Genomic DNA, 18,656 nt, shown 5'->3' with positions numbered 1-18,656 from the left:
CCGGTCAGCCCAGCAGCGGCTCGAGGAAGCGGAGCTTGCGCTCCGCCGGCGTACGCCAGTCGTCCAGCACGATGCCGCCGGTGTCCGCGCTGTTCGGGTTGTAGGACCAGTACCCGAACGACATCTTGTTCTTGTCCAGGTAGCCGATCATCTTCCGCATCCACTGCCGGTCCTCGACCGTCTCGAAGCGGCTGCCGAACTCGCCGAGCAGGACCGGCGCCGACTTCGTGTGGTGCAGGAAGCCCCAGGTGCGGTTCCACTGCTTCGGCAGGTTGCCCGGGTAGTTCGCGGCGTCGAACCACGGCTGGCGGAAGATGCTGGGCGGGTAGGCGTGCGGCGCGTAGACGACGCGGTGCGCGACCTTCAGCCGGATCGGCCGCGACCGGGCGTCGGCCAGGCCACCGCCCCACCAGGTGTCGCCCGCGCCGGAGCGTTGCCGCTCGACGCCCTGCACCAGGATCAGCAGCCGCGGGTTGACCGCCAGCACGGCGTTGCCGGCGCGGGTGGCCGCGCGCGCCCAGTCGCGGGACCGGTCCGCGCAGCCCCAGCAAGCCTGCCCGTGCGGCTCATTGTGAAGGTCGAAGCCCACCACGGCCGGCTCCTCGGCGTAGCGTCGCGCGAGCCTCTTCCAGTCGTTGATCCACCGCTTCTGGCTGATCGTGTCGGTGTACCAGAGCTCCGACTGCGCGCTCGTGTCCGGGCGGTGCCGGTCCAGGATCACCCGCAGCCCGCGCTCGCGCGCGCTGGCCACCACCGCGTCCATCACCTCCAGCGGCGTCAGCCCCGCGAGGTCCGGGTTCTGCACGAGGTCGATGCTGCTCGCCACCGCGTCGCGCAGGCAGGTGTTGGCGTACGGCAGGCGGATGGTGTTGAACCCGAACCCGGCGATCCGATCCACGATCGAGTCCAGCGACTCCTGCCACAGCCCGTGCGGGGCGCAGATCTCGGTCTCGAGCCCGAACCAGGAGATCGCCTTGATTCGGCGGACCTTCCCCTTCGCGTTGACGATCCTGTTGCCGCGGGTGTGCAGCCAGCCGAGCGCGGCGCGCTGCGTGGTCCGCTGGGCCGTGGGCTCGGTGGCGGGCTGCTCGCCGGTGCGCTGCTCGGCGGTGCGCTGCTCGGCGGTGCGCTGGGCGGGCGGTGCGGTGGCGCCGGCCGGGACGGTGGCCGCCGCGGGCAGGGCGAACGCGAGCGCGATCAGTGTCGCGCGGAGCAGGCGCGCGACGGGGCGGGTGGGGTGGGGTGTGGGGGGCATGGTGGTGATTGTGGTCGGGTGCGGGGCCGGTGGTGCATGAATCACCGGCCGACCGGTGATTCGGTCGCTTGACGGGCGTTGCAACGCCTGTCAAGCGACCGAACTGCCCGTCCGGCGCAACGACAGTTGAGCCTGAGGCACACGACCCCCGCAAACCGCGCGGGCCGCCGCGCCGACAGCGCTCAGCTCGGCGCCGGCAGGTCCACCAGCTCGGCGATCCGCGCCCGGTGCGCCCCGGGCGAGCCCAGCGCCAGCTGGTCGGCCTTGGCGCGCTTGAGGTACAGGTGCGCCGGGTGCTCCCAGGTCATGCCGATGCCGCCGTGCAGCTGGACCGCCTCCTCGGCGGCGGTGACCGCCACGTCGGAGCAGTACGCCGCGGCCAGGTGCACCCCGACCTCGGCGTCGGCGTCGCCGGCGGCGAGCCCCGCGGCGGCGTAGGCGGCCGCGGCGGAGGCCGACTCGACCGACACGTAGAGGTCGGCCAGGCGGTGCTTGAGCGCCTGGAAGCCGCCGACCACGCGGCCGAACTGGCGCCGATCCTTGAGGTAGGAGACGGTCTCGGTCAGGCACCACGCCGCGACGCCGGCCTGCTCGGCGGCCAGCAGCCCGGCGCCGACGAGCAGCGCCCGGTCGATCGCGGCCGCACCGCCGCCGGCCTCCACCAGCACCGGGGCACCGTCGCGGGGCGCCACGGTGACGTCGGCCAGCGGGCGGGTCATGTCGAGCGAGACCACGGGCTCGACCCGGGCGTCGGTGACCGCCACGGCCCGCACGGCCAGCCCGTCGGGGGTGGCGATCGGGACCAGGAGCACGTCGGCCTCCAGCACCCCGGCGACGCTGCGCACGGTGCACGGCTCCCCCTCCACCCGGGCCGCGGCGAGGCCGCCGGCAGCGGCGGAGCCCGGCCCGGCGGTCAGCGGCACCAGCAGCGCCGCGGTGCGGTCCCCGGCGGCGAGGTCGGCGAGCAGGAAGCCGGCCGCCTCGGTGGCGGTGCCGGCCTCGACCGCGGCGGTCAGCACGGTGCTCGCCAGCACCGCGCTGGTCAGGAACGGGACCGGGGCGACGGAGCGACCGAGCTCGGTCAGCACCACCGCCGCCTCGCGGGCCGACCCGCCGACCCCGCCCTCGGACTCGCCGACCAGCAGGCCGGCCAGGCCCAGCTCGGCGGCGACGGACTTCCACAACGGCGCGACGGCGGCGTCGTCCCCGTCGTACATCGCCCGGACGGCGTCCACCTCGCAGCGCCGCGACAGCAGCGACGCGACGGCGTCGCGCAGGTCGTTCTCCTCGGCGGTCGGCAGCAGCTCGAGCTCGCTCGTGGCCTGGCCGGATGCCTCGCTCATCGCACGGTCTCCTTCCAGGGGACGTCCTTGTCGGTGCGGTGCTCGCCCGGCAGGCCGAGCACGCGCTCGGCGACGATGTTCTTCAGGATCTCCGAGGTGCCTCCCTCGATCGAGTTCCCCTTCGCCCGCAGGTAGCGGTAGCCGGCGTCGCGGCCGGTGAAGTCGACGTGGTCGGGCCGCACCATTGTCCAGTCGGAGTAGCGCAGGCCGTCCTCGCCGAGCAGCTCGATCTCGAGGCCGGAGAGCTGCTGGGCGAGCCGCGCGAAGGTGAGCTTCATCGCCGACCCCTCCGGGCCGGGCTGGCCGATGGCGAGCTTCTGCCGCAGCCGCATGCCGCTGACCCGCGCCACCTCGGCCTCCACCCAGCCGCGCAGCAACCGCTGGTGCAGGTCGTGGGTACGCAGCTCCGGGTGCTCCCGCCACGCCTCAGCGACCTTGCCGACCATGCCGCCCTCGCGGGGCATCGCGGCGCCGCCGATCGCCACCCGCTCGTTGTTGAGGGTGGCGTTCGCGACCTTCCAGCCCTCCCCGACGGCGCCGAGGCGCTGGCTGTCGGGGATCCGGACGTCGGTCAGGAAGACCTCGTTGAACTCGGCCTCGCCCGTGATCTGGCGCAGCGGCCGCACCTCGACGCCGGGGTCGGTCATGTCGCACAGGAAGTAGGTCAGGCCGCGGTGCTTCGGCGCGTCCGGGTCGGTCCGGGCGACGAGGATCGCGAACCGCGCGGTGTGCGCGCTGGAGGTCCACACCTTCTGGCCGTTGACCACCCAGCCGTCACCGTCCGGTACGGCGCGGGTGGCGAGTCCCGCGAGGTCCGAGCCGGCGCCGGGCTCGCTGAAGAGCTGGCACCAGACCTCCTCACCGGTCCACAGCGGCCTGAGGAAGCGCTCCTTCTGCTCCGGCGTGCCGTAGGCGAGGATCGTCGGCGCGGCCATGCCGAGCCCGATCCCGATCCGCCGCGGCTGGTTGTCGGGGGCGCCCGCCCCGGCGAGCTGGCGCTCCACGTCCCGCTGCCACTCCCGCGGCAGGCCCAGCCCGCCGTGACCCTCCGGGAAGAACACCCAGGCCAGGCCTGCGTCGTACCGGGCCCGCAGGAAGTCCAGGCGCTCCGTGGTGGCCGGGTCGTGCTCGGCGAGCAGGTCCGCGACGCGCTGGCGCAGGTCCTCCCGCGTGATGGTCTGACTCATCGATCCCTCCGTCTGTTGCGACGGGGGTCACGGTTCCGCGCCGGACGCGGATCGGTCAACCACCGCCACGCACAGCGCCCGCAGTGCGGGACGCCGGTGCGGGCGGGACGTCAGGCGGTGACGACCTCGACCCGCTGGAACTCCTTGAGCTCGGTGTAGCCGGTCGTGGCCATCGAGCGGCGCAGGGCCCCGACCAGGTTCATCGTGCCGTCGGCGACGCGGGAGGGACCGAACAGGATCTCCTCGGTGCTGCCGATCTGCTCGAACTGCACCCGCGCGCCGCGCGGGAGGTCGGCGTGGTGGGCCTCGGCGCCCCAGTGGAAGCCGTGGCCGGGGGCGTCGGTGGCCCGCGCGAACGGCGAGCCGACCATCACCGCGTCCGCGCCGCAGGCGATCGCCTTGGCGATGTCGCCGGAGCGGCCGATCGAGCCGTCGGCGATGACGTGGACGTAGCGGCCGCCGGACTCGTCGAGGTAGTCGCGGCGCGCCGCGGCGACGTCGGCGACGGCGGAGGCCATCGGCACGGCGATGCCGAGCACGGTGCGGGTGGTGTGCGCGGCGCCGCCGCCGAAGCCGACCAGGACGCCGGCCGCGCCGGTCCGCATCAGGTGCAGCGCGGCGGTGTAGGTCGCGCAGCCGCCGACGATCACCGGCACGTCCAGCTCGTAGATGAACTCCTTGAGGTTCAGCGGCTCCGCCTGGCTGGAGACGTGCTCGGCCGAGACCGTGGTGCCGCGGATGACGAACATGTCGACGCCGGCGTCGACGACCGTCTTGGCGAACTCCTTGGTCCGCTGCGGGGAGAGCGAGCCCGCCACGGTGACGCCGGCCTCGCGCACCTGGCGCAGCCGCTCGGTGATCAGCTCGGCCTTGATCGGGGCCGCGTAGATCTCCTGCAGACGCTGGGTGCCGGCCAGGCCGTCGAGCTCGGCCACCTCGGCCAGCAGCGGCTCGGGGTCCTCGTACCGGGTCCAGATGCCCTCGAGGTTGAGCACGCCGAGGCCACCGAGACGGCCGAATGCGATCGCCCGCTCCGGGGACATCACCGAGTCCATCGGCGCCGCCACGATCGGCAGCTGGAAGCGGTAGGCGTCGATCTGCCAGTCGATGCTGACCTCTTCGGGGTCGCGGGTGCGCCGGGACGGCACGATCGCGATGTCGTCGAAGGAGTAGGCCTGACGGGCCCGCTTCGCGCGGCCGATCTCGAAGTCAGTCACCGGAGCAGCCTATCGCCCGCGCAGCGGGCGCCTCCAACGCAGTCAGCGGTCCGCTGGCGGCCCTGGCGTCGGAGACGTGGGTGATGGCAAGGCGGGGGCGCGAAGGCGACCTTCGAGCGAAGCGGGTCGTCGAGCGCCCCCAACGAAGCCAGCGCCCGCGTATCCGGCGCCAGGGACTCAGCGGTGGTAGTTCGGTGCTTCTACGGTCATCTCGACGCCGTGCGGGTGGCTCTCCTTGAGCGAGGCCGAGGTGATCCGGACGAACCGGCCCTTCTCCTGCAGCTCCGGGACGGTGCGCGCGCCGATGTAGAACATCGACTGCGACAGGCCACCGATGAGCTGGTGCGCGGTGTCGGCCAGCGGACCCTTGTAGGCCACCTGGCCCTCGACGCCCTCCGGCACGATCTTGTCGTCGCTGGCGACCTCGGCCTGAAAGTAGCGGTCCTTGGAGTAGGACTTCTTGCCGCGGCTGGACATCGCGCCCAGCGAGCCCATGCCGCGGTAGGACTTGAACTGCTTGCCCTTGACCAGCACCAGCTCGCCCGGGGCCTCCTCGCAGCCGGCGAGCAGCGAGCCGACCATGACGGCGTCGGCGCCGGCGACGAGCGCCTTGGCGATCTCGCCGGAGTGCTTCATGCCGCCGTCGGCGATCACCGGCACGCCGGCCGGCTTGCAGGCCAGCGAGGCCTCGTAGACCGCCGTCACCTGCGGTACGCCGACGCCGGTGACGACGCGCGTGGTGCAGATCGAGCCGGGGCCGACGCCGACCTTGACCGCGTCCGCGCCCGCGTCGACGAACGCCTGCGCGCCGTCCTTGGTGGCGACGTTGCCGCCGACCACCTGGACGTGCCGGGTGGCGGGGTCGGTCTTGAGCCGGCGCACCATGTCGATCAGCATCCGCACGTTGCCGTGCGCGGTGTCGGCGACGAGCACGTCGACACCGGCCTCGATCAGCGTGGTGGCGCGCTCCCACGCGTCGCCGAAGTAGCCGATCGCGGCGCCGACCAGGAGGCGGCCGTCGGCGTCCTTGGAGGCGTGCGGGAACTGCTCGGACTTCACGAAGTCCTTGACGGTGATCAGGCCGCCGAGGCGGCCCTCGTCGTCGACCAGCGGCAGGCGCTCGCGCTTGTGCTGGCGCAGCAGCCGGGTCGCCTCCTCGCGGTCGATGCCGACGCGGCCGGTGACCAGCGGCATCGGCGTCATCACCTCGTCGACCTTGGTGGTGGCCCACTCCGCGACCGGGGTGAACCGCAGGTCGCGGTTGGTGCAGATGCCGAGGAGACGGTTGTCGGTGTCGACGACGGGGAGGCCGGAGACGCGGTACTCGCCGCAGATCCGGTCGAGGTCCTCCAGCGTCGCGTCGGGGCCGATGGTGACCGGGTTGGAGATGATCCCGGTCTGGGTCCGCTTGACCAGGTCGACCTGGAGCGCCTGCTCGGTGATCGAGAGGTTGCGGTGCAGGATGCCGATGCCGCCCTGGCGGGCCATCGCGATCGCCATCCGCGACTCGGTGACGGTGTCCATGGCGGCGCTCACCAGCGGCGCGCGGAGCGAGATCTCGCGGGTCAGCCGCGAGGTCGTGTCGATCTCGTCCGGGACCAGGTCCGAGTGGCCCGGCAGCAGCAGGACGTCGTCGTACGTGAGACCGAGCGGGGCGAACTTTGCAGGAACCTCAGTGACCTCCACCGGATCAGTCTAGGCCCTCCCCTTGACGAGTCCGACACGCTGGGTGGTGTGACATCCGACCTTGCCCCCCACGTCCTCGTCCTCTTCGGCGCCACCGGCGACCTCGCCGCCCGGAAGCTGTTCCCGGGGCTCTACCACCTGGCCATCGACGGCCGGCTCCCGGAGCACTTCGAGATGATCGGGACGGGTCGACATGAGATGTCCCGGGACGAGTTCCACGACGTGGTCCGCGAGGCGCTGGACGAGTTCGTGGAGGACGTCGACAAGGAGGCGCTCGAGCGGATGCTGGAGCGGGTCACCTACGTAGCCTCCTCCGCCGACGACGGCGCGGCGCTCGGCCAGGCGGTGCGGGACGCCGAGGACCGGCTCCTCGCGACGTGCTCCTGCCTGCTGGGCTCGGTACGGCGGCTGCTCTACCTCTCGGTGCCGCCCTCGGCGGTCAAGGGGATGGTCGGGATGCTGGAGCGGGAGGACCTCGTCGCCCGGTCCCGGCTGGTCGCCGAGAAGCCGTTCGGCACCGACCTCTCCTCGGCACGCGAGCTCAACGCGGTGATCTCCTCGGTCTTCGCCGAGGACCAGGTGTTCCGGATCGACCACTTCCTCGGCAAGGAGGCGGTGCAGAACATCCTGGCGCTGCGCTTCTCCAACGGCCTCTTCGAGCCGGCCTGGAACCGGCACAGCATCGAGTCGGTGCAGATCGACGTGCCCGAGCAGCTGACGGTCGAGGACCGGGGCTCGTTCTACGAGGGCACCGGCTGCCTGCGCGACATGGTCACCACCCACCTGTTCCAGCTGCTCGGCTTCGTCGCGCTCGAGGACCCGCACGCCTACCGGGAGTCGGCGCTGCGCGCGGCCAAGGCGGCGGTGTTCAGCGCGGTCCGCCCGCTCGACCCGGGCCGGGTCGTCTTCGGCCAGTACGAGGGCTATCGCGACGAGCCCGACGTGGCCGAGGACTCCGAGGTGGAGACCCTCGTCGCGATGGAGGCCTGGATCGACAACGACCGGTGGCGCGGCGTGCCGTTCTACCTGCGCACCGGGAAGGCGATGGCGGAGGGTCGGCGCACCATCACGGTGCGCTTCCACGACCCGCGGCACCGCTGGCTGAAGCCCGAGCACGGCGGCCAGCCGGCGCCGAACGAGCTGGTCTTCGAGCTGGCCGACCAGCCGCGGATCGCGATCGAGGTCCGGGCCAAGCGGCCCGGTCCGGCGATGTCGCTGGTGGAGGGCGTCTTCCGCCTCGACCTGGTCTGCGACGCGCCCGACTCCGACCCGCTGGAGGCCTACGAGCGGCTGCTGCTGGAGGTCCTGCGTGGCGACCGGACGCTGTTCATCAGCTCCGACGAGGTGGAGCGGCTCTGGGAGATCTGCCAGCCGGTGCTGGACCGCCGGCCCCCGGTCGCCCCCTACGCCGAGGAGTCCTGGGGCCCGGCGGAGGCGCTCGACCTGCCGGTCGGCGGCTGGCGCCTGGGCAACCGTCCGGGCGAGGAGGTCCTCACACGCGGAGATCGGTGACCGCGATCCGCACGGTCAGGGACTCCCCGGCCATCCGGATCCGGCCGCGCATCCCCGCCGCGAGCACCATCGGCAGCACGGCCTGGCTGTCGGAGGGCGCGGTGAGCACGATCTCCTCCGCGCCGTGGGTGCGGGCCAGCCGCGCCACGCCGGCGAGGAGCCGGGTGCCGATGCCGCGGCGGTGCCAGGACGGGTCCACCCACAGGTCGACCGGCCAGGGCAGCGCGACGTCGGTGAGCACCTCGACGGTGGCCCGCCCGGTCACCCGCCCCGAGACCAGCGCGGAGACGCTGTGGGTGGCGGTGACGTACTCCGGCTCCACCCCGCCGCTGCCCCGCGCGGGCGCCGGCGGGGACGCCGCGCCGAGCACCTCGCCGACGAGCTCGGCGAGCGCTGCCGCGCGCGCCCGCTCGACGGACGTGAACGGCGGCGTACGACGGATCTGAATGCTGGTGGTCGGGCCGATGATCATCTCCAGCACGTCGGCGTCGGCGCCGGCCAGCGCGATGTCGGCATCGAAGAGGTGTGCGGCGACGTCGGGGAAGCTGGCGGGCTCGGCGATGATCGCCCGGACCGCGTTGACGTAGCGGGTGGGCTGGTCGTCCATCGCCGCGGGGCCGCAGCGCATCACGGTCACCTCGGTGCCACCCGCGCTGGTGACCAGCGCCTCGATCTGCTCGGCGCCCCAGCCCTCGGGCGTGCCGAGCACCAGCTCGTCGGTGACCCGGTCGCCGTCGGGGAAGATCTGGACCCGCTTGATGTCGGCCCCGGCGTCGCCGCAGGCTGCGGCCAGCCCGGCCAGGGTCCCCGGCCGATCCGGCAGATCGGCACGCACACGCCACAACATGGCATCACTATGCCGGAGGAGCGTCACGCGAGGCGACCGCCAATGTTTCCGCGGAACGCCTAGACGCCCGGGACCGGCGGGACCTTGTCCCGATCGCCGTCGGCAGACCGCGCGAGGCGCCTCCGGACGGCCCGCGGCGGGTCCCCGAACCAGCGCACGCACGCGCGGCTGAACGCCGACTGCTCGCTGTAGCCCAGCAGGGCCGAGATCTGCCCCAGCTGGAGGCCGGACTCGGCCAGGTAGCGCCGCGCCGTCTCCTGCCGGACGTCGTCGACGAGATCGGCGAACCGGAGCCCGTCCGCGGCCAGGCGCCGCTGCAGGGTGCGCGGGTGCAGCGCCAGGTGGCCCGCGGTGGCCTCGATCGAGAAGTGCCCGGCCGCGAGCGTGCGGCCGACCAGGAGCCGGACCCGGTCCTCGAGCCGCTCGGCGGCAGGGGTGCCGATCCCGCTGAGGTAGTCGACCGCCAGACGCCGTACCCGCGGGTCGTCGGTGGCCAGGTGCCGCTCCAGCAGGCCGGCGTCGAACTCGAACCCGCAGACGTCCTGGTCGAAGAGAACCGGGCACCCGATCCGCTCGCGGTACGCCGCCGGCGGGACGACGGGCGCGTGCGGCAGCAGCACCCGGGCCGGCGTGAACCGCTCCCCGGCCAGGATCCGGAAGCTCTGCAGCGCCACCGCGAGGCTGAGGTCGTAGGCCTGGGCGACGGGGCCGACCTCGGTGGCGGTGATCTCGAACTCGAACCGGGCGACCGTCGCGGAGGCCGGCACGACCGCGATCGCGATCGCCGGGCTGTAGGCGACCAGGTAGCGCGCGATGTCGTCGAGTGCGGCGCCGACGGTCGGCGAGTGCTGGGCGATCACGGCGATCGGCCCCAGGATGTCCAGCCCCTGGCGGCTGCCGAGCTCCAGCCCGAAGAACGGGTCCGCCAGCGTCGAGGCGGCCAGCTCCATGGCCTGGGCCAGGGAGCGGTAGGCGATGAACGCGTCGGGATCGTCGAGCATCCGGGGCCGCAGGCCCACGGCGCGCAGCAGCGCCGCGGGGTCGCCGCCCCGCTCGGCCACCAGCTCGGCGTACCCGGTCAGGGAGCTGGCCTTAATCATCACCACGCGCCGCACCCCGGGCGATGTCGCACAATGTCAAAACGATGTCGCACGACGTCAAGTATGACCCACGTCACGGTGACTACCGTCACAGGTGTCCGGAAGAACCGGCCACCCAGCACCGGATCCACCGGTCCCCGACCAAGGAGAAGCAATGCCCGTCATCAACCCGACCGCCCCCGGCCCCGCCCAGACCATCACCGGCGCCCAGCTGCCGCTGGTCGCGCTCCCCCAGGGCGAGCTGCTGACGATCAACACCGAGAACGAGGCGCTCATCAAGGACGCCCTCGGCCCCGGCGTGCACTTCAAGCCGCTGCGTCTCGACCTCGAGAACGGCGTGTGGGTCGTGCTGGCCACCTTCGCCCCCGGCGCCACCATCCCGCTGCACTACCACACCGGCGCGGTCGACGCGTACACCCTCTCGGGCTCCTGGCACTACCTCGAGTACGCCGACCAGCCGCAGACCGCCGGCTCCTACCTCTACGAGCCCGGCGCCTCCGTGCACACCCTCGCCGTGCCCGAGACGAACACCGAGGACACCACGGTGCTCTTCGTCGTCCAGGGCTCCAACGTCAACTTCAACGACGACGGCACCTTCCACTCCATCCTCGACGCCACGCTGATCGCCCACCTCACCTCGCAGCTCACCGAGGCCCAGGGCCTGCCCAAGGCCCGCTACATCGGCGGCGGCGAGGCCGGCCACACCCGCTGACCGAGCCCCGCGGCCGGTGCACACCGGCTCGCGCACGACGAAGGCCCCCGCTCCTCGAGGAGCGGGGGCCTTCGCGTTGCTCAGGGAGCAGGCTCAGCCGGGATCAGTGGCCGTGACCGTGCCCGTGGCCGTGACCGGCCGCCTCGGGCTCCTCCTCCTCAGGCTTGTCGACCACCAGGGTCTCGGTCGTGAGCAGCATGCCCGCGATCGAGGTGGCGTTGACCAGCGCGGAGCGGGTGACCTTGACCGGGTCCAGGACGCCCTGGGCGACCAGGTCGCCGTACTCGTCGGTGGCGGCGTTGTAGCCGTTGCCGACGCCGGCCTCGCGGACCTTGGAGATCACCACGTAGCCGTTCACGCCGCCGTTCTCGGCGATCCAGCGCAGCGGCTCGTCGGCTGCCTTGCGGACGATCCGCACGCCGGCGGCCTCGTCGCCGGTCAGGCCCAGGTCGTCCTCGAGCGCGGAGACGGCGTGCACCAGCGCGGAGCCGCCGCCGGGGACGATGCCCTCCTCGATGGCGGCGCGGGTCGCGGAGACCGCGTCCTCGATCCGGTGCTTCTTCTCCTTCAGCTCCACCTCGGTGGCGGCGCCGACCTTGATCACGCACACGCCGCCGGCGAGCTTCGCGAGGCGCTCCTGGAGCTTCTCGCGGTCCCAGTCGGAGTCGGTGTTCTCGACCTCGGCCTTGATCTGGGCGACGCGACCCTCGACGGCGTCGTGGTCGCCGGCGCCCTCGATGATCGTGGTGTTGTCCTTGGTGACCACGACGCGGCGGGCCTGGCCCAGCACCTCGAGGCCGACCTGGTCGAGCTTGAGGCCGACCTCGGGGGCGACCACGGTGCCGCCGGTCAGGATCGCGATGTCCTGCATCATCGCCTTGCGGCGGTCGCCGAAGGCCGGGCTCTTCACCGCGACGGCGTTGAAGGTGCCGCGGATCTTGTTGACGACCAGGGTCGAGAGCGCCTCGCCCTCGACGTCCTCGGCGAGGATGAACAGCGGCTTGCCCGCGGCGATGACCTTCTCCAGCAGGGGCAGCAGCTCCTGGATCGAGGAGATCTTGCCCTGGTGCAGGAGGATGTACGGGTCGTCGAGGACGGCCTCCATGCGCTCCTGGTCGGTCACGAAGTACGCCGACAGGTAGCCCTTGTCGAACTGCATGCCCTCGGTGAACTCGAGCTCGGTGCCCATGGTGTTGGACTCCTCGACCGTGATCACGCCGTCCTTGCCGACCTTGTCGAAGGACTCGGCGAGCAGGTCGCCGATGTGCGAGTCGCGGCTCGAGATGGTCGCCACCGACGCCATGTCCTCGCGGGACTCGACCTCGCGGGCGGAGGCGAGCAGCGCGTCGGAGACGGCCTGGGCCGCGGCGTCCATGCCCCGCTTGATGCCCATCGGGTTCGAGCCGGCGGCCACGGCGCGCAGGCCCTCGTGGACCATCGCCTGGGCCAGCACGGTCGCGGTCGTCGTACCGTCGCCGGCGATGTCGTTGGTCTTGGTCGCGACCTCCTTGGTGAGCTGGGCACCGAGGTTCTCGAACGGGTCGTCCAGCTCGACGTCGCGGGCCACGGTGACACCGTCGTTGGTGATCGTGGGGGCGCCCCACTGCTTGTCGAGGACGACGTAGCGGCCCTTGGGGCCGAGCGTGACCTTGACGGTGTTCGCGAGCGCGTCGACGCCGCGCTCCAACGACCGGCGGGCGCTCTCGTCGAACTCCAGGATCTTCGGCATTTCTTCTCCTTCGAAGGAAAGCGAAACGGGTCGTGTGCCCGTCACCGCGTCACAGCGATGTCAGAGGCACACGACCCGGATCGGAAATCAGGAAACGACAGCCAGCACGTCGCGGGCGGACAGGATGAGGTACTCCTGGCCGGCGTACTTGACCTCGGTGCCGCCGTACTTGCTGTAGATGACCTTGTCACCCACCGCGACGTCGACGGGGATGCGCTCGTCGCCGTCCTCGTTCCAGCGACCGGCGCCCACCGCGAGGACCTCGCCCTCCTGCGGCTTCTCCTTGGCGGTGTCGGGGATGACCAGGCCCGAAGCCGTGGTCTGCTCGGCGTCGAGGGGCTTGACGACGATGCGGTCCTCGAGGGGCTTGATGTTGATCGACACGGGATCGACCTCTTTCTCTGCTGAGAAGTTGTCTGACTTGGAACGGAGGGCGGGGCCCTCCCACGTTGGGGCTTGGGATGGGGCACGCCGTCGCGGGGGTCGCGCTCCTTCACAAGCACTGGCACACTCGCTAGGAGAGTGCCAACGAAGAAACTAGCACTCACTGCCAACGAGTGCCAGAGAGGCCCGTCCCCGAGGGATGCTGACAGGATGGCCGCGTGGATCTCGACGCGTTCCGGTGGCTGCTGACCGACGACGGGCAGGCGCTCCTCGCCACCGCGACGGAGGCCATCGCCGCGGGCGAGCAGGAGCTGCGCGTCAACACCGACCTGCGCCGCTCCGCCACCGCCGAGCAGGCGGCGGCCGTGCTGACGCAGGTCGAGCTGCGGGCCGCCGCGGAGGCGAAGTTCGGCGACCTCGCCGCGCGGATGTACTTCACCCCGGACGCCCTCGAGCAGGCCACGCGGTGGACGGTCGCCGCGCATCGCGCGGGCCGGTACGCCGCGTTCGGGGCGCACACGCTGATCGACCTCGGCTGCGGGATCGGCGGCGACATGATCGCCGCCGCACGGGCCGGCCTCGTGGTGGCCGGCGTCGACCTGGACCCGGTCCGCGTCGCGGTCGCCGAGGCCAACCTGGCCGCGCTGGGCCTCGGCGGTGCGGTCCAGGTGGCCGACGCCACCACGGTCAGCCACGCGCCGTTCGACCTCGCCTTCGCCGACCCCGCACGCCGCACCGGCGCCGGTCGCACCTGGCGCGCCGAGGACTGGTCGCCGCCGTGGTCCTGGGCCGAGGACCTGCTGCGCCGCGACTCCTGCGTCAAGGTCGCGCCGGGGATCCCCCACGACCTGATCCCGGCCGGCGTCGAGGCCGAGTGGGTCAGCGACCGGGGCGAGGTCAAGGAGGCGGCGCTGTGGGGCGGGCGCACCGCCACGGTGTCGCGCCGGGCCACGGTCATCGGCGAGGGAGGCCTGGCCACGATCACCGACGAGGAGGACCCCGGTCCGGGCGTGGTCGGGGTGCGCCCGGTCGGCGACTACCTCTACGAGCCCGACGGCGCGGTGATCCGCGCGGGCCTGGTGACCGCGGTCGCGGCCGGGGTGGGCGGCAGCCTGGTCGACCCGCACATCGCCTACGTGACCTCCGACGAGCCGTTCCGCACCCCGTTCGCCCGCGGCTACCGGGTGCTCGAGGAGCTGCCGTACCGGGAGAAGCAGCTCAAGGCCGCGCTGCGCTCGCGGGGGGTCGGCACCCTGACGATCAAGAAGCGCGGCGTCGACGTGGTCCCGGACCAGCTGCGCAAGCGGCTCGCGCTGACCGGGGACGTGCCGGCGACGATCGTGCTGACCCGGGTCTTCGGGGCCGGCACCGCGCTGCTGGTCGAGCCGCTCTGAGGGAGGCGTCACCGGATCGCAACCGAAAATGGCACGGTTCGGTCGGCCGGCCCCGCTAGCGTTCTCCCCCGTGTTCAAAGCTCTAGGACGGTTCATCTCCCGTCATCCCTGGTACGTGATCGGCGCGTGGGTGGCGCTCGCCGTCGCCGTCGTCTCCCTCGCCCCTGCCCTGCAGACCACCTCGGAGGAGTCGGACTTCCTGCCCGACCACTACGAGTCGATCCAGGCCATGACCCTGCAGGCCGAGAAGTTCCCGGCCGCGATCACGCCGGCCGCGATCCTGGTCTTCGAGCGCGAGGACGGGGAGCCGCTGACCGAGGAGGACCAGGCCGAGGTGGCCCGGGTCGCCGAGGAGCTCGGCCCGCAGCTGAGGACCGAGACCTTCCTGCCGCAGGTCTTCGTCGTGAACGAGCAGGGCCAGCCCAACCTCTCCGCCGACGGCCAGGTCGCGCTGGGCATCGTCGGCCTCGCCGACGGCGCCACCGGCTACGACCCGCAGGCGGTCGAGGACGGCAAGGAGCTGCGCGGCGACCTCGACGACCTGGTCGCCGACAGCGACCTGAAGGTGCAGTCCGGCGGTCCCGTGCTGCAGGGCCTCGACTCCCAGGAGTCGAGCGAGCAGACCCTGGCGATCGTCGGCATCGCGACGATCGTCCTGATCGTCACGCTGCTCGCGATCATCTTCCGCAGCGTGATCATCTGCCTGCTGCCGGTGGTCGTGGTCACCATCGTCTCGTTCGTCGCGACCGGGATGATCTCCTGGGCGAACGAGATCTTCGACCTCAAGGCGGACTCCTCGATCGAGACGATCCTCGTGGTCGTCCTCTACGGCATCGGCACCGACTACATCCTGTTCTTCCTCTTCCGGTACCGGGAGCGGATGCGCCAGGTCGCCGACACCCCGGGCGCCGTGGTCTACGCCCTGGAGCGGGCCGGTGAGGCCATCGCCTCCGCCGGTGGCGCGGTGATCGTGGCGTTCCTCGCGCTGGTGCTGAGCTCGCTCGGCATCTTCAAGGCGATCGGGCCCGCGCTGGCGATCGCCGTCGCGGTGACGCTCGTGGCCGCACTGACCCTGGTCCCGGCCGTGGTCACCGTGCTCGGCCGGGCCCTGTTCTGGCCGTCGAAGAAGTGGAAGGTCGAGCCCGAGGCGGCCCGGTTCGCGGCCCGGGGCCAGGGCCTGGCCCGCCGCCCCGGCCTCTACGCCACCGCCTCCGGCCTCGTGATGGCCGCGCTCGCGGTCTTCGCGCTCGGCTTCTCCCCGTCGTTCGACTTCAGCTCCAGCGTTCCCGACGACCTCGAGTCCAGCCAGGCGCAGGCCACCTACCTCGACCACTTCGCCGCGGGCACCTCGGACCCGGTGCCGGTGCTGGTGCGGGCCGACGAGGGCACCCTGGACGAGCAGGAGCTGGCGGCGTACGGCGAGGCCCTGGCCGGGGCCGAGGGCGTCGCACAGGTCGCGCCGGCACTGGTCTCCGACGACGGGACCACGGCCCAGATCTCGCTGATCCTGGACGTCGACCCCTCGTCCGACGAGGCGCTGGAGCTGACCAAGGGGCCGATCCGCGACCTCGCGCACTCGGCCGCCCCCGCGGGCACCGAGGCGTACGTCGGCGGCACCCCGTCGATCTTCGCCGACCTGCAGCAGGCGATGGTGCGCGACTACAAGGTCGTCTTCCCGGTCGCGGCGATCGTGATCATGCTGATCCTGGCGCTGCTGCTGCGCAGCCTGGTGGCGCCCTGGTACCTGATGGCGGCGGTCGGCCTCGGCTTCGCCGCGACCCTGGGTGCGACCGTGATCGTGTTCCAGCACGTCCAGGGCGAGCCGGGCCTGATCTTCATGCTGCCGATCTACATCTACCTGTTCGTGACGGCGCTGGGCACCGACTACAACATCCTGATGATCGCGCGGCTGCGTGAGGAGGCCCGCGAGGGCAAGGACCCGCGGGCGGCGGCCGCCGAGGCGATCAAGCACGCCGGTCCGACGATCGCTGCCGCGGGCGTCATCCTCGCCGGCACGTTCGCGTCGCTGATGCTGGGTGGCAACACGCTGATCGTGTCGATGGGCTTCGCGCTCTCGTTCGGCATCTTCGTGGCGGCGTTCGTGATGGCGATGTTCTTCACCCCGGCGCTGACCGCCCTGATCGGGCACGCCGCCTGGTGGCCCGGCCACGGGGACGAGAAGGCGCCGGCCGAGCCGGAGGAGCCCGTCGAGGAGCCGGCCCGGGCCTGACACGGCCCCGGCGGCACCACGCGCAGCGGCCCCGGTCGCCCGATCACTCGGGCGGCCGGGGCCGCTGGTGTTGCTGCTGGTGCTGGTGCTGGTGCTGGTCGTGCGGGGAGGCATCGGGCGCCGCGTGCCGCGGGTCGTGTGCCTGAGACCCGCCTATGCCGATGCCTCAGGCACACGACCCGGCACCGAGACAGCGGGCTCAGCGACCCAGCGCGTCGGCCTCCGCGCCGATGGTGGTGTCGTCGCCGTGCCCGGTGTGCACGACCGTGTCGGCCGGCAGGTCGAACAGCGAGGCGCGGATGGACGCCTCGAGCGTCGGCCGGTCGCTGAACGAGCGGCCGGTGGCGCCGGGGCCGCCGTGGAAGAGCGTGTCGCCGGTGAAGACGGCGCCCAGGTCCGCCGAGTAGAGGCACACAGCGCCCGGGGCGTGGCCCGGGGTGTGGATCACCGTCAGGGTCGTGCCGCCGACCGAGATCTCCTGGCCGTCGGCCAGGTCGAGGTCCCACAGCGTGGCGTCCTCGTCGTCCGGACCGCCGTGGGTCAGCTCCCACAGCGGGCGGTCGTCGGGGTGCAGCATGATCGGGGCGCCCGAGCCGCCGTTGGCCGCCGCGCGCAGCGGCGGCGCCATCCGGCAGTGGTCGTCGTGGGCGTGGGTCAGCACGATCGCCTTGACCGTCCGCTCCCCCACCACGGCCAGGATGTCCTCGACCGAGTGCGGCGCGTCGATCACGACGCACTCGGTGTCGTCGCCGACGACCCAGATGTTGTTGTCGACGTCGAAGGTCTCGCCGTCGAGGCTGAAGGTGCCGCTGGTGACGGCGTGGTCGACGCGGAGTCCGGTCGCAGCGCCCATCAGAGGACGACCACCGAGCGCAGCACGTCGCCGTGGTGCATCCGACCGAAGGCGGCCTCCACGTCCTCGATGCCGATCTCCTCGGTGACGAAGGCGTCCAGGTCGAGGCGGCCCTGCTGGTAGAGGTCCACCAGCATCGGGAAGTCCCGGCTGGGCAGGCAGTCGCCGTACCAGCTGGACTTCAGGGCGCCGCCGCGGCCGAAGACGTCGATCAGCGGCAGGTCGGGGACCTTCATGTCCGGCGTCGGCACGCCGACGAGGACGACGGTGCCGGCCAGATCGCGGGCGTAGAAGGCCTGCTTCCAGGTCTCGGGGCGCCCGACGGCCTCGACCACGACGTCGGCACCGTCGGCGCCCTCGTAGGTCTCGGCGCAGATCCGCTTGATCTCCTCGACGGCGTCGACCTGCGAGGAGTCCACGGTGTGGGTGGCGCCGAGGTTCTTGGCGGCCTCGAGCTTCTTGGGGTCGATGTCGACGGCGATGATCGGGCTCGCCCCGGCCAGCGCGGAGCCGGCGATCGCCGCGACGCCGACGCCGCCGCAGCCGATCACGGCGACCGACTTGCCGCGGGTCACCGCGCCGGTGTTGATCGCGGCGCCGATGCCGGCCATCACGCCGCAGCCGAGCAGGCCGACGGCGGCCGGGCGGGCCGAGGCGTCGACCTTGGTGCACTGGCCGGCGGCGACCAGCGTCTTCTCCGCGAACGCGCCGATGCCCAGCGCCGGGGAGAGCTCGGTGCCATCCTCCAGCGTCATCTTCTGCGTCGCGTTGTGGGTGGCGAAGCAGTACTGCAGGTCGCCGCGCTTGCACGCGCGGCACTCGCCGCAGACGGCGCGCCAGTTGAGCACCACGAAGTCACCCGGGGCGACCTCGGTGACGCCGTCACCCACGGACTCCACGATGCCCGCGGCCTCGTGGCCGAGCAGGAACGGGAACTCGTCGTTGATCCCGCCCTCCCGGTAGTGCAGGTCGGTGTGGCACACCCCGCACGCCTGGATCTTCACCACCGCCTCGCCCGGACCGGGGTCGGGGACGTTGATGGTGGTGAGCTCGACCGGGGCGCCCTTCGCGCGTGCGACGACGGCCTTGACCTGCTGCATGGATCCTCCTGGTGGGTGGCGCCACGGGCTTGGACGCCGACGGGGTGGGCTGGACCAATCTAACGACCGAACGTTGCCTTAAGGTAAACATTCGCTCATGCGGTGAA

General features: G+C 72.3%; 15 protein-coding genes. 4 read left to right on the top strand and 11 right to left on the bottom strand.

The window, feature by feature from the left end; genetic code table 11:
- Nucleotides 1–4: 4 nt before the first annotated feature.
- From ABLM29_RS05140 to guaB, 5 genes are all read right to left on the bottom strand, one after another.
- The gene (locus ABLM29_RS05140) at nucleotides 5–1,255 is read right to left on the bottom strand and encodes a glycoside hydrolase family 5 protein (protein ID WP_349712858.1); all 1,251 of its coding nucleotides are present in this window, start codon (nucleotides 1,253–1,255) and stop codon (nucleotides 5–7) included.
- 182 nt (nucleotides 1,256–1,437) lie between these two features.
- Entirely contained in the window at nucleotides 1,438–2,598 is a 1,161-nt protein-coding gene (locus tag ABLM29_RS05135; RefSeq protein ID WP_349712856.1) for an acyl-CoA dehydrogenase family protein, read from the bottom strand.
- Nucleotides 2,595–3,785 (bottom strand): acyl-CoA dehydrogenase family protein, encoded by a 1,191-nt coding sequence (locus tag ABLM29_RS05130; RefSeq protein WP_349712855.1) that lies wholly within the window; start codon nucleotides 3,783–3,785, stop codon nucleotides 2,595–2,597. Before ABLM29_RS05130 ends, ABLM29_RS05135 begins: the two co-directional genes overlap by 4 nt.
- Nucleotides 3,786–3,895: 110 nt before the next feature.
- Entirely contained in the window at nucleotides 3,896–5,002 is a 1,107-nt protein-coding gene (locus ABLM29_RS05125) for a GuaB3 family IMP dehydrogenase-related protein (RefSeq protein ID WP_349712854.1), read from the bottom strand.
- Between the two features lie 177 nt (nucleotides 5,003–5,179).
- Nucleotides 5,180–6,688 carry an IMP dehydrogenase gene (gene guaB / locus ABLM29_RS05120; protein WP_349712853.1) on the bottom strand — a complete coding sequence of 503 codons (1,509 nt, stop codon included), beginning with the start codon at nucleotides 6,686–6,688 and terminating at the stop codon, nucleotides 5,180–5,182.
- A gap of 48 nt (nucleotides 6,689–6,736) precedes the next feature.
- Between guaB and zwf the strand changes: the two genes are divergently transcribed.
- Nucleotides 6,737–8,200 carry a glucose-6-phosphate dehydrogenase gene (gene zwf, locus ABLM29_RS05115; RefSeq protein WP_349712852.1) on the top strand — a complete coding sequence of 488 codons (1,464 nt, stop codon included), beginning with the start codon at nucleotides 6,737–6,739 and terminating at the stop codon, nucleotides 8,198–8,200.
- On the opposite strand, the gene ABLM29_RS05110 is transcribed toward zwf, so the two are convergent.
- Nucleotides 8,181–9,035 carry a GNAT family N-acetyltransferase gene (locus ABLM29_RS05110; RefSeq protein WP_349712850.1) on the bottom strand — a complete coding sequence of 285 codons (855 nt, stop codon included), beginning with the start codon at nucleotides 9,033–9,035 and terminating at the stop codon, nucleotides 8,181–8,183. The genes zwf and ABLM29_RS05110 overlap by 20 nt on opposite strands.
- Before the next feature lie 71 nt (nucleotides 9,036–9,106).
- Nucleotides 9,107–10,147, bottom strand: a complete 1,041-nt coding sequence (locus tag ABLM29_RS05105) for an AraC family transcriptional regulator (RefSeq protein ID WP_349712953.1) — start codon at nucleotides 10,145–10,147, stop codon at nucleotides 9,107–9,109.
- A 154-nt stretch (nucleotides 10,148–10,301) separates the two neighbouring features.
- On the opposite strand from ABLM29_RS05105, the gene ABLM29_RS05100 reads away from it, so the two are divergent.
- A complete protein-coding gene (locus ABLM29_RS05100; protein ID WP_349712848.1) occupies nucleotides 10,302–10,859 on the top strand; it encodes a 2,4'-dihydroxyacetophenone dioxygenase family protein in 558 nt (185 codons plus the stop codon).
- 103 nt (nucleotides 10,860–10,962) lie between these two features.
- Here the strand turns inward: ABLM29_RS05100 and groL are convergent, their stop codons facing one another.
- Together groL and groES are read right to left on the bottom strand one after the other, a co-directional pair.
- Nucleotides 10,963–12,588 carry a chaperonin GroEL gene (gene groL / locus ABLM29_RS05095; RefSeq protein WP_349712847.1) on the bottom strand — a complete coding sequence of 542 codons (1,626 nt, stop codon included), beginning with the start codon at nucleotides 12,586–12,588 and terminating at the stop codon, nucleotides 10,963–10,965.
- 87 nt (nucleotides 12,589–12,675) lie between these two features.
- Nucleotides 12,676–12,972 (bottom strand): co-chaperone GroES, encoded by a 297-nt coding sequence (gene groES, locus ABLM29_RS05090; protein ID WP_349712846.1) that lies wholly within the window; start codon nucleotides 12,970–12,972, stop codon nucleotides 12,676–12,678.
- A gap of 218 nt (nucleotides 12,973–13,190) precedes the next feature.
- Between groES and ABLM29_RS05085 the strand changes: the two genes are divergently transcribed.
- Together ABLM29_RS05085 and ABLM29_RS05080 are read left to right on the top strand one after the other, a co-directional pair.
- Entirely contained in the window at nucleotides 13,191–14,366 is a 1,176-nt protein-coding gene (locus ABLM29_RS05085; protein WP_349712845.1) for a THUMP-like domain-containing protein, read from the top strand.
- 70 nt (nucleotides 14,367–14,436) lie between these two features.
- Complete coding sequence (locus tag ABLM29_RS05080) at nucleotides 14,437–16,596, top strand: MMPL family transporter (RefSeq protein ID WP_349712844.1); 2,160 nt, start codon at nucleotides 14,437–14,439, stop codon at nucleotides 16,594–16,596.
- 199 nt (nucleotides 16,597–16,795) lie between these two features.
- On the opposite strand, the gene ABLM29_RS05075 is transcribed toward ABLM29_RS05080, so the two are convergent.
- Together ABLM29_RS05075 and ABLM29_RS05070 are read right to left on the bottom strand one after the other, a co-directional pair.
- Complete coding sequence (locus tag ABLM29_RS05075) at nucleotides 16,796–17,449, bottom strand: MBL fold metallo-hydrolase (RefSeq protein ID WP_349712842.1); 654 nt, start codon at nucleotides 17,447–17,449, stop codon at nucleotides 16,796–16,798.
- On the bottom strand, nucleotides 17,449–18,549 hold the full coding sequence (locus ABLM29_RS05070) for an S-(hydroxymethyl)mycothiol dehydrogenase (RefSeq protein WP_349712840.1): 1,101 nt from the start codon (nucleotides 18,547–18,549) through the stop codon (nucleotides 17,449–17,451). The genes ABLM29_RS05075 and ABLM29_RS05070 overlap by 1 nt, the downstream gene beginning before the upstream one ends.
- Nucleotides 18,550–18,656: the final 107 nt, after the last annotated feature.

The organism is Nocardioides sp. YIM 152588, assembly GCF_040191335.1.
Classification (GTDB): domain Bacteria; phylum Actinomycetota; class Actinomycetes; order Propionibacteriales; family Nocardioidaceae; genus Nocardioides.
This window is presented reverse-complemented; position numbering and strand designations above follow the sequence as displayed.

Bases quoted from the DNA above. Each gene is read 5' to 3' on its own strand.
- ABLM29_RS05105 (WP_349712953.1), bottom strand. From the start codon at position 10,147: ATGATTAAGGCCAGCTCCCTGACCGGGTACGCCGAGCTGGTGGCCGAG.
- ABLM29_RS05075 (WP_349712842.1), bottom strand. From the start codon at position 17,449: ATGGGCGCTGCGACCGGACTCCGCGTCGACCACGCCGTCACCAGCGGC.
- ABLM29_RS05135 (WP_349712856.1), bottom strand. From the start codon at position 2,598: ATGAGCGAGGCATCCGGCCAGGCCACGAGCGAGCTCGAGCTGCTGCCG.
- ABLM29_RS05130 (WP_349712855.1), bottom strand. From the start codon at position 3,785: ATGAGTCAGACCATCACGCGGGAGGACCTGCGCCAGCGCGTCGCGGAC.
- ABLM29_RS05100 (WP_349712848.1), top strand. From the start codon at position 10,302: ATGCCCGTCATCAACCCGACCGCCCCCGGCCCCGCCCAGACCATCACC.
- ABLM29_RS05070 (WP_349712840.1), bottom strand. From the start codon at position 18,549: ATGCAGCAGGTCAAGGCCGTCGTCGCACGCGCGAAGGGCGCCCCGGTC.
- ABLM29_RS05140 (WP_349712858.1), bottom strand. From the start codon at position 1,255: ATGCCCCCCACACCCCACCCCACCCGCCCCGTCGCGCGCCTGCTCCGC.
- groL (WP_349712847.1), bottom strand. From the start codon at position 12,588: ATGCCGAAGATCCTGGAGTTCGACGAGAGCGCCCGCCGGTCGTTGGAG.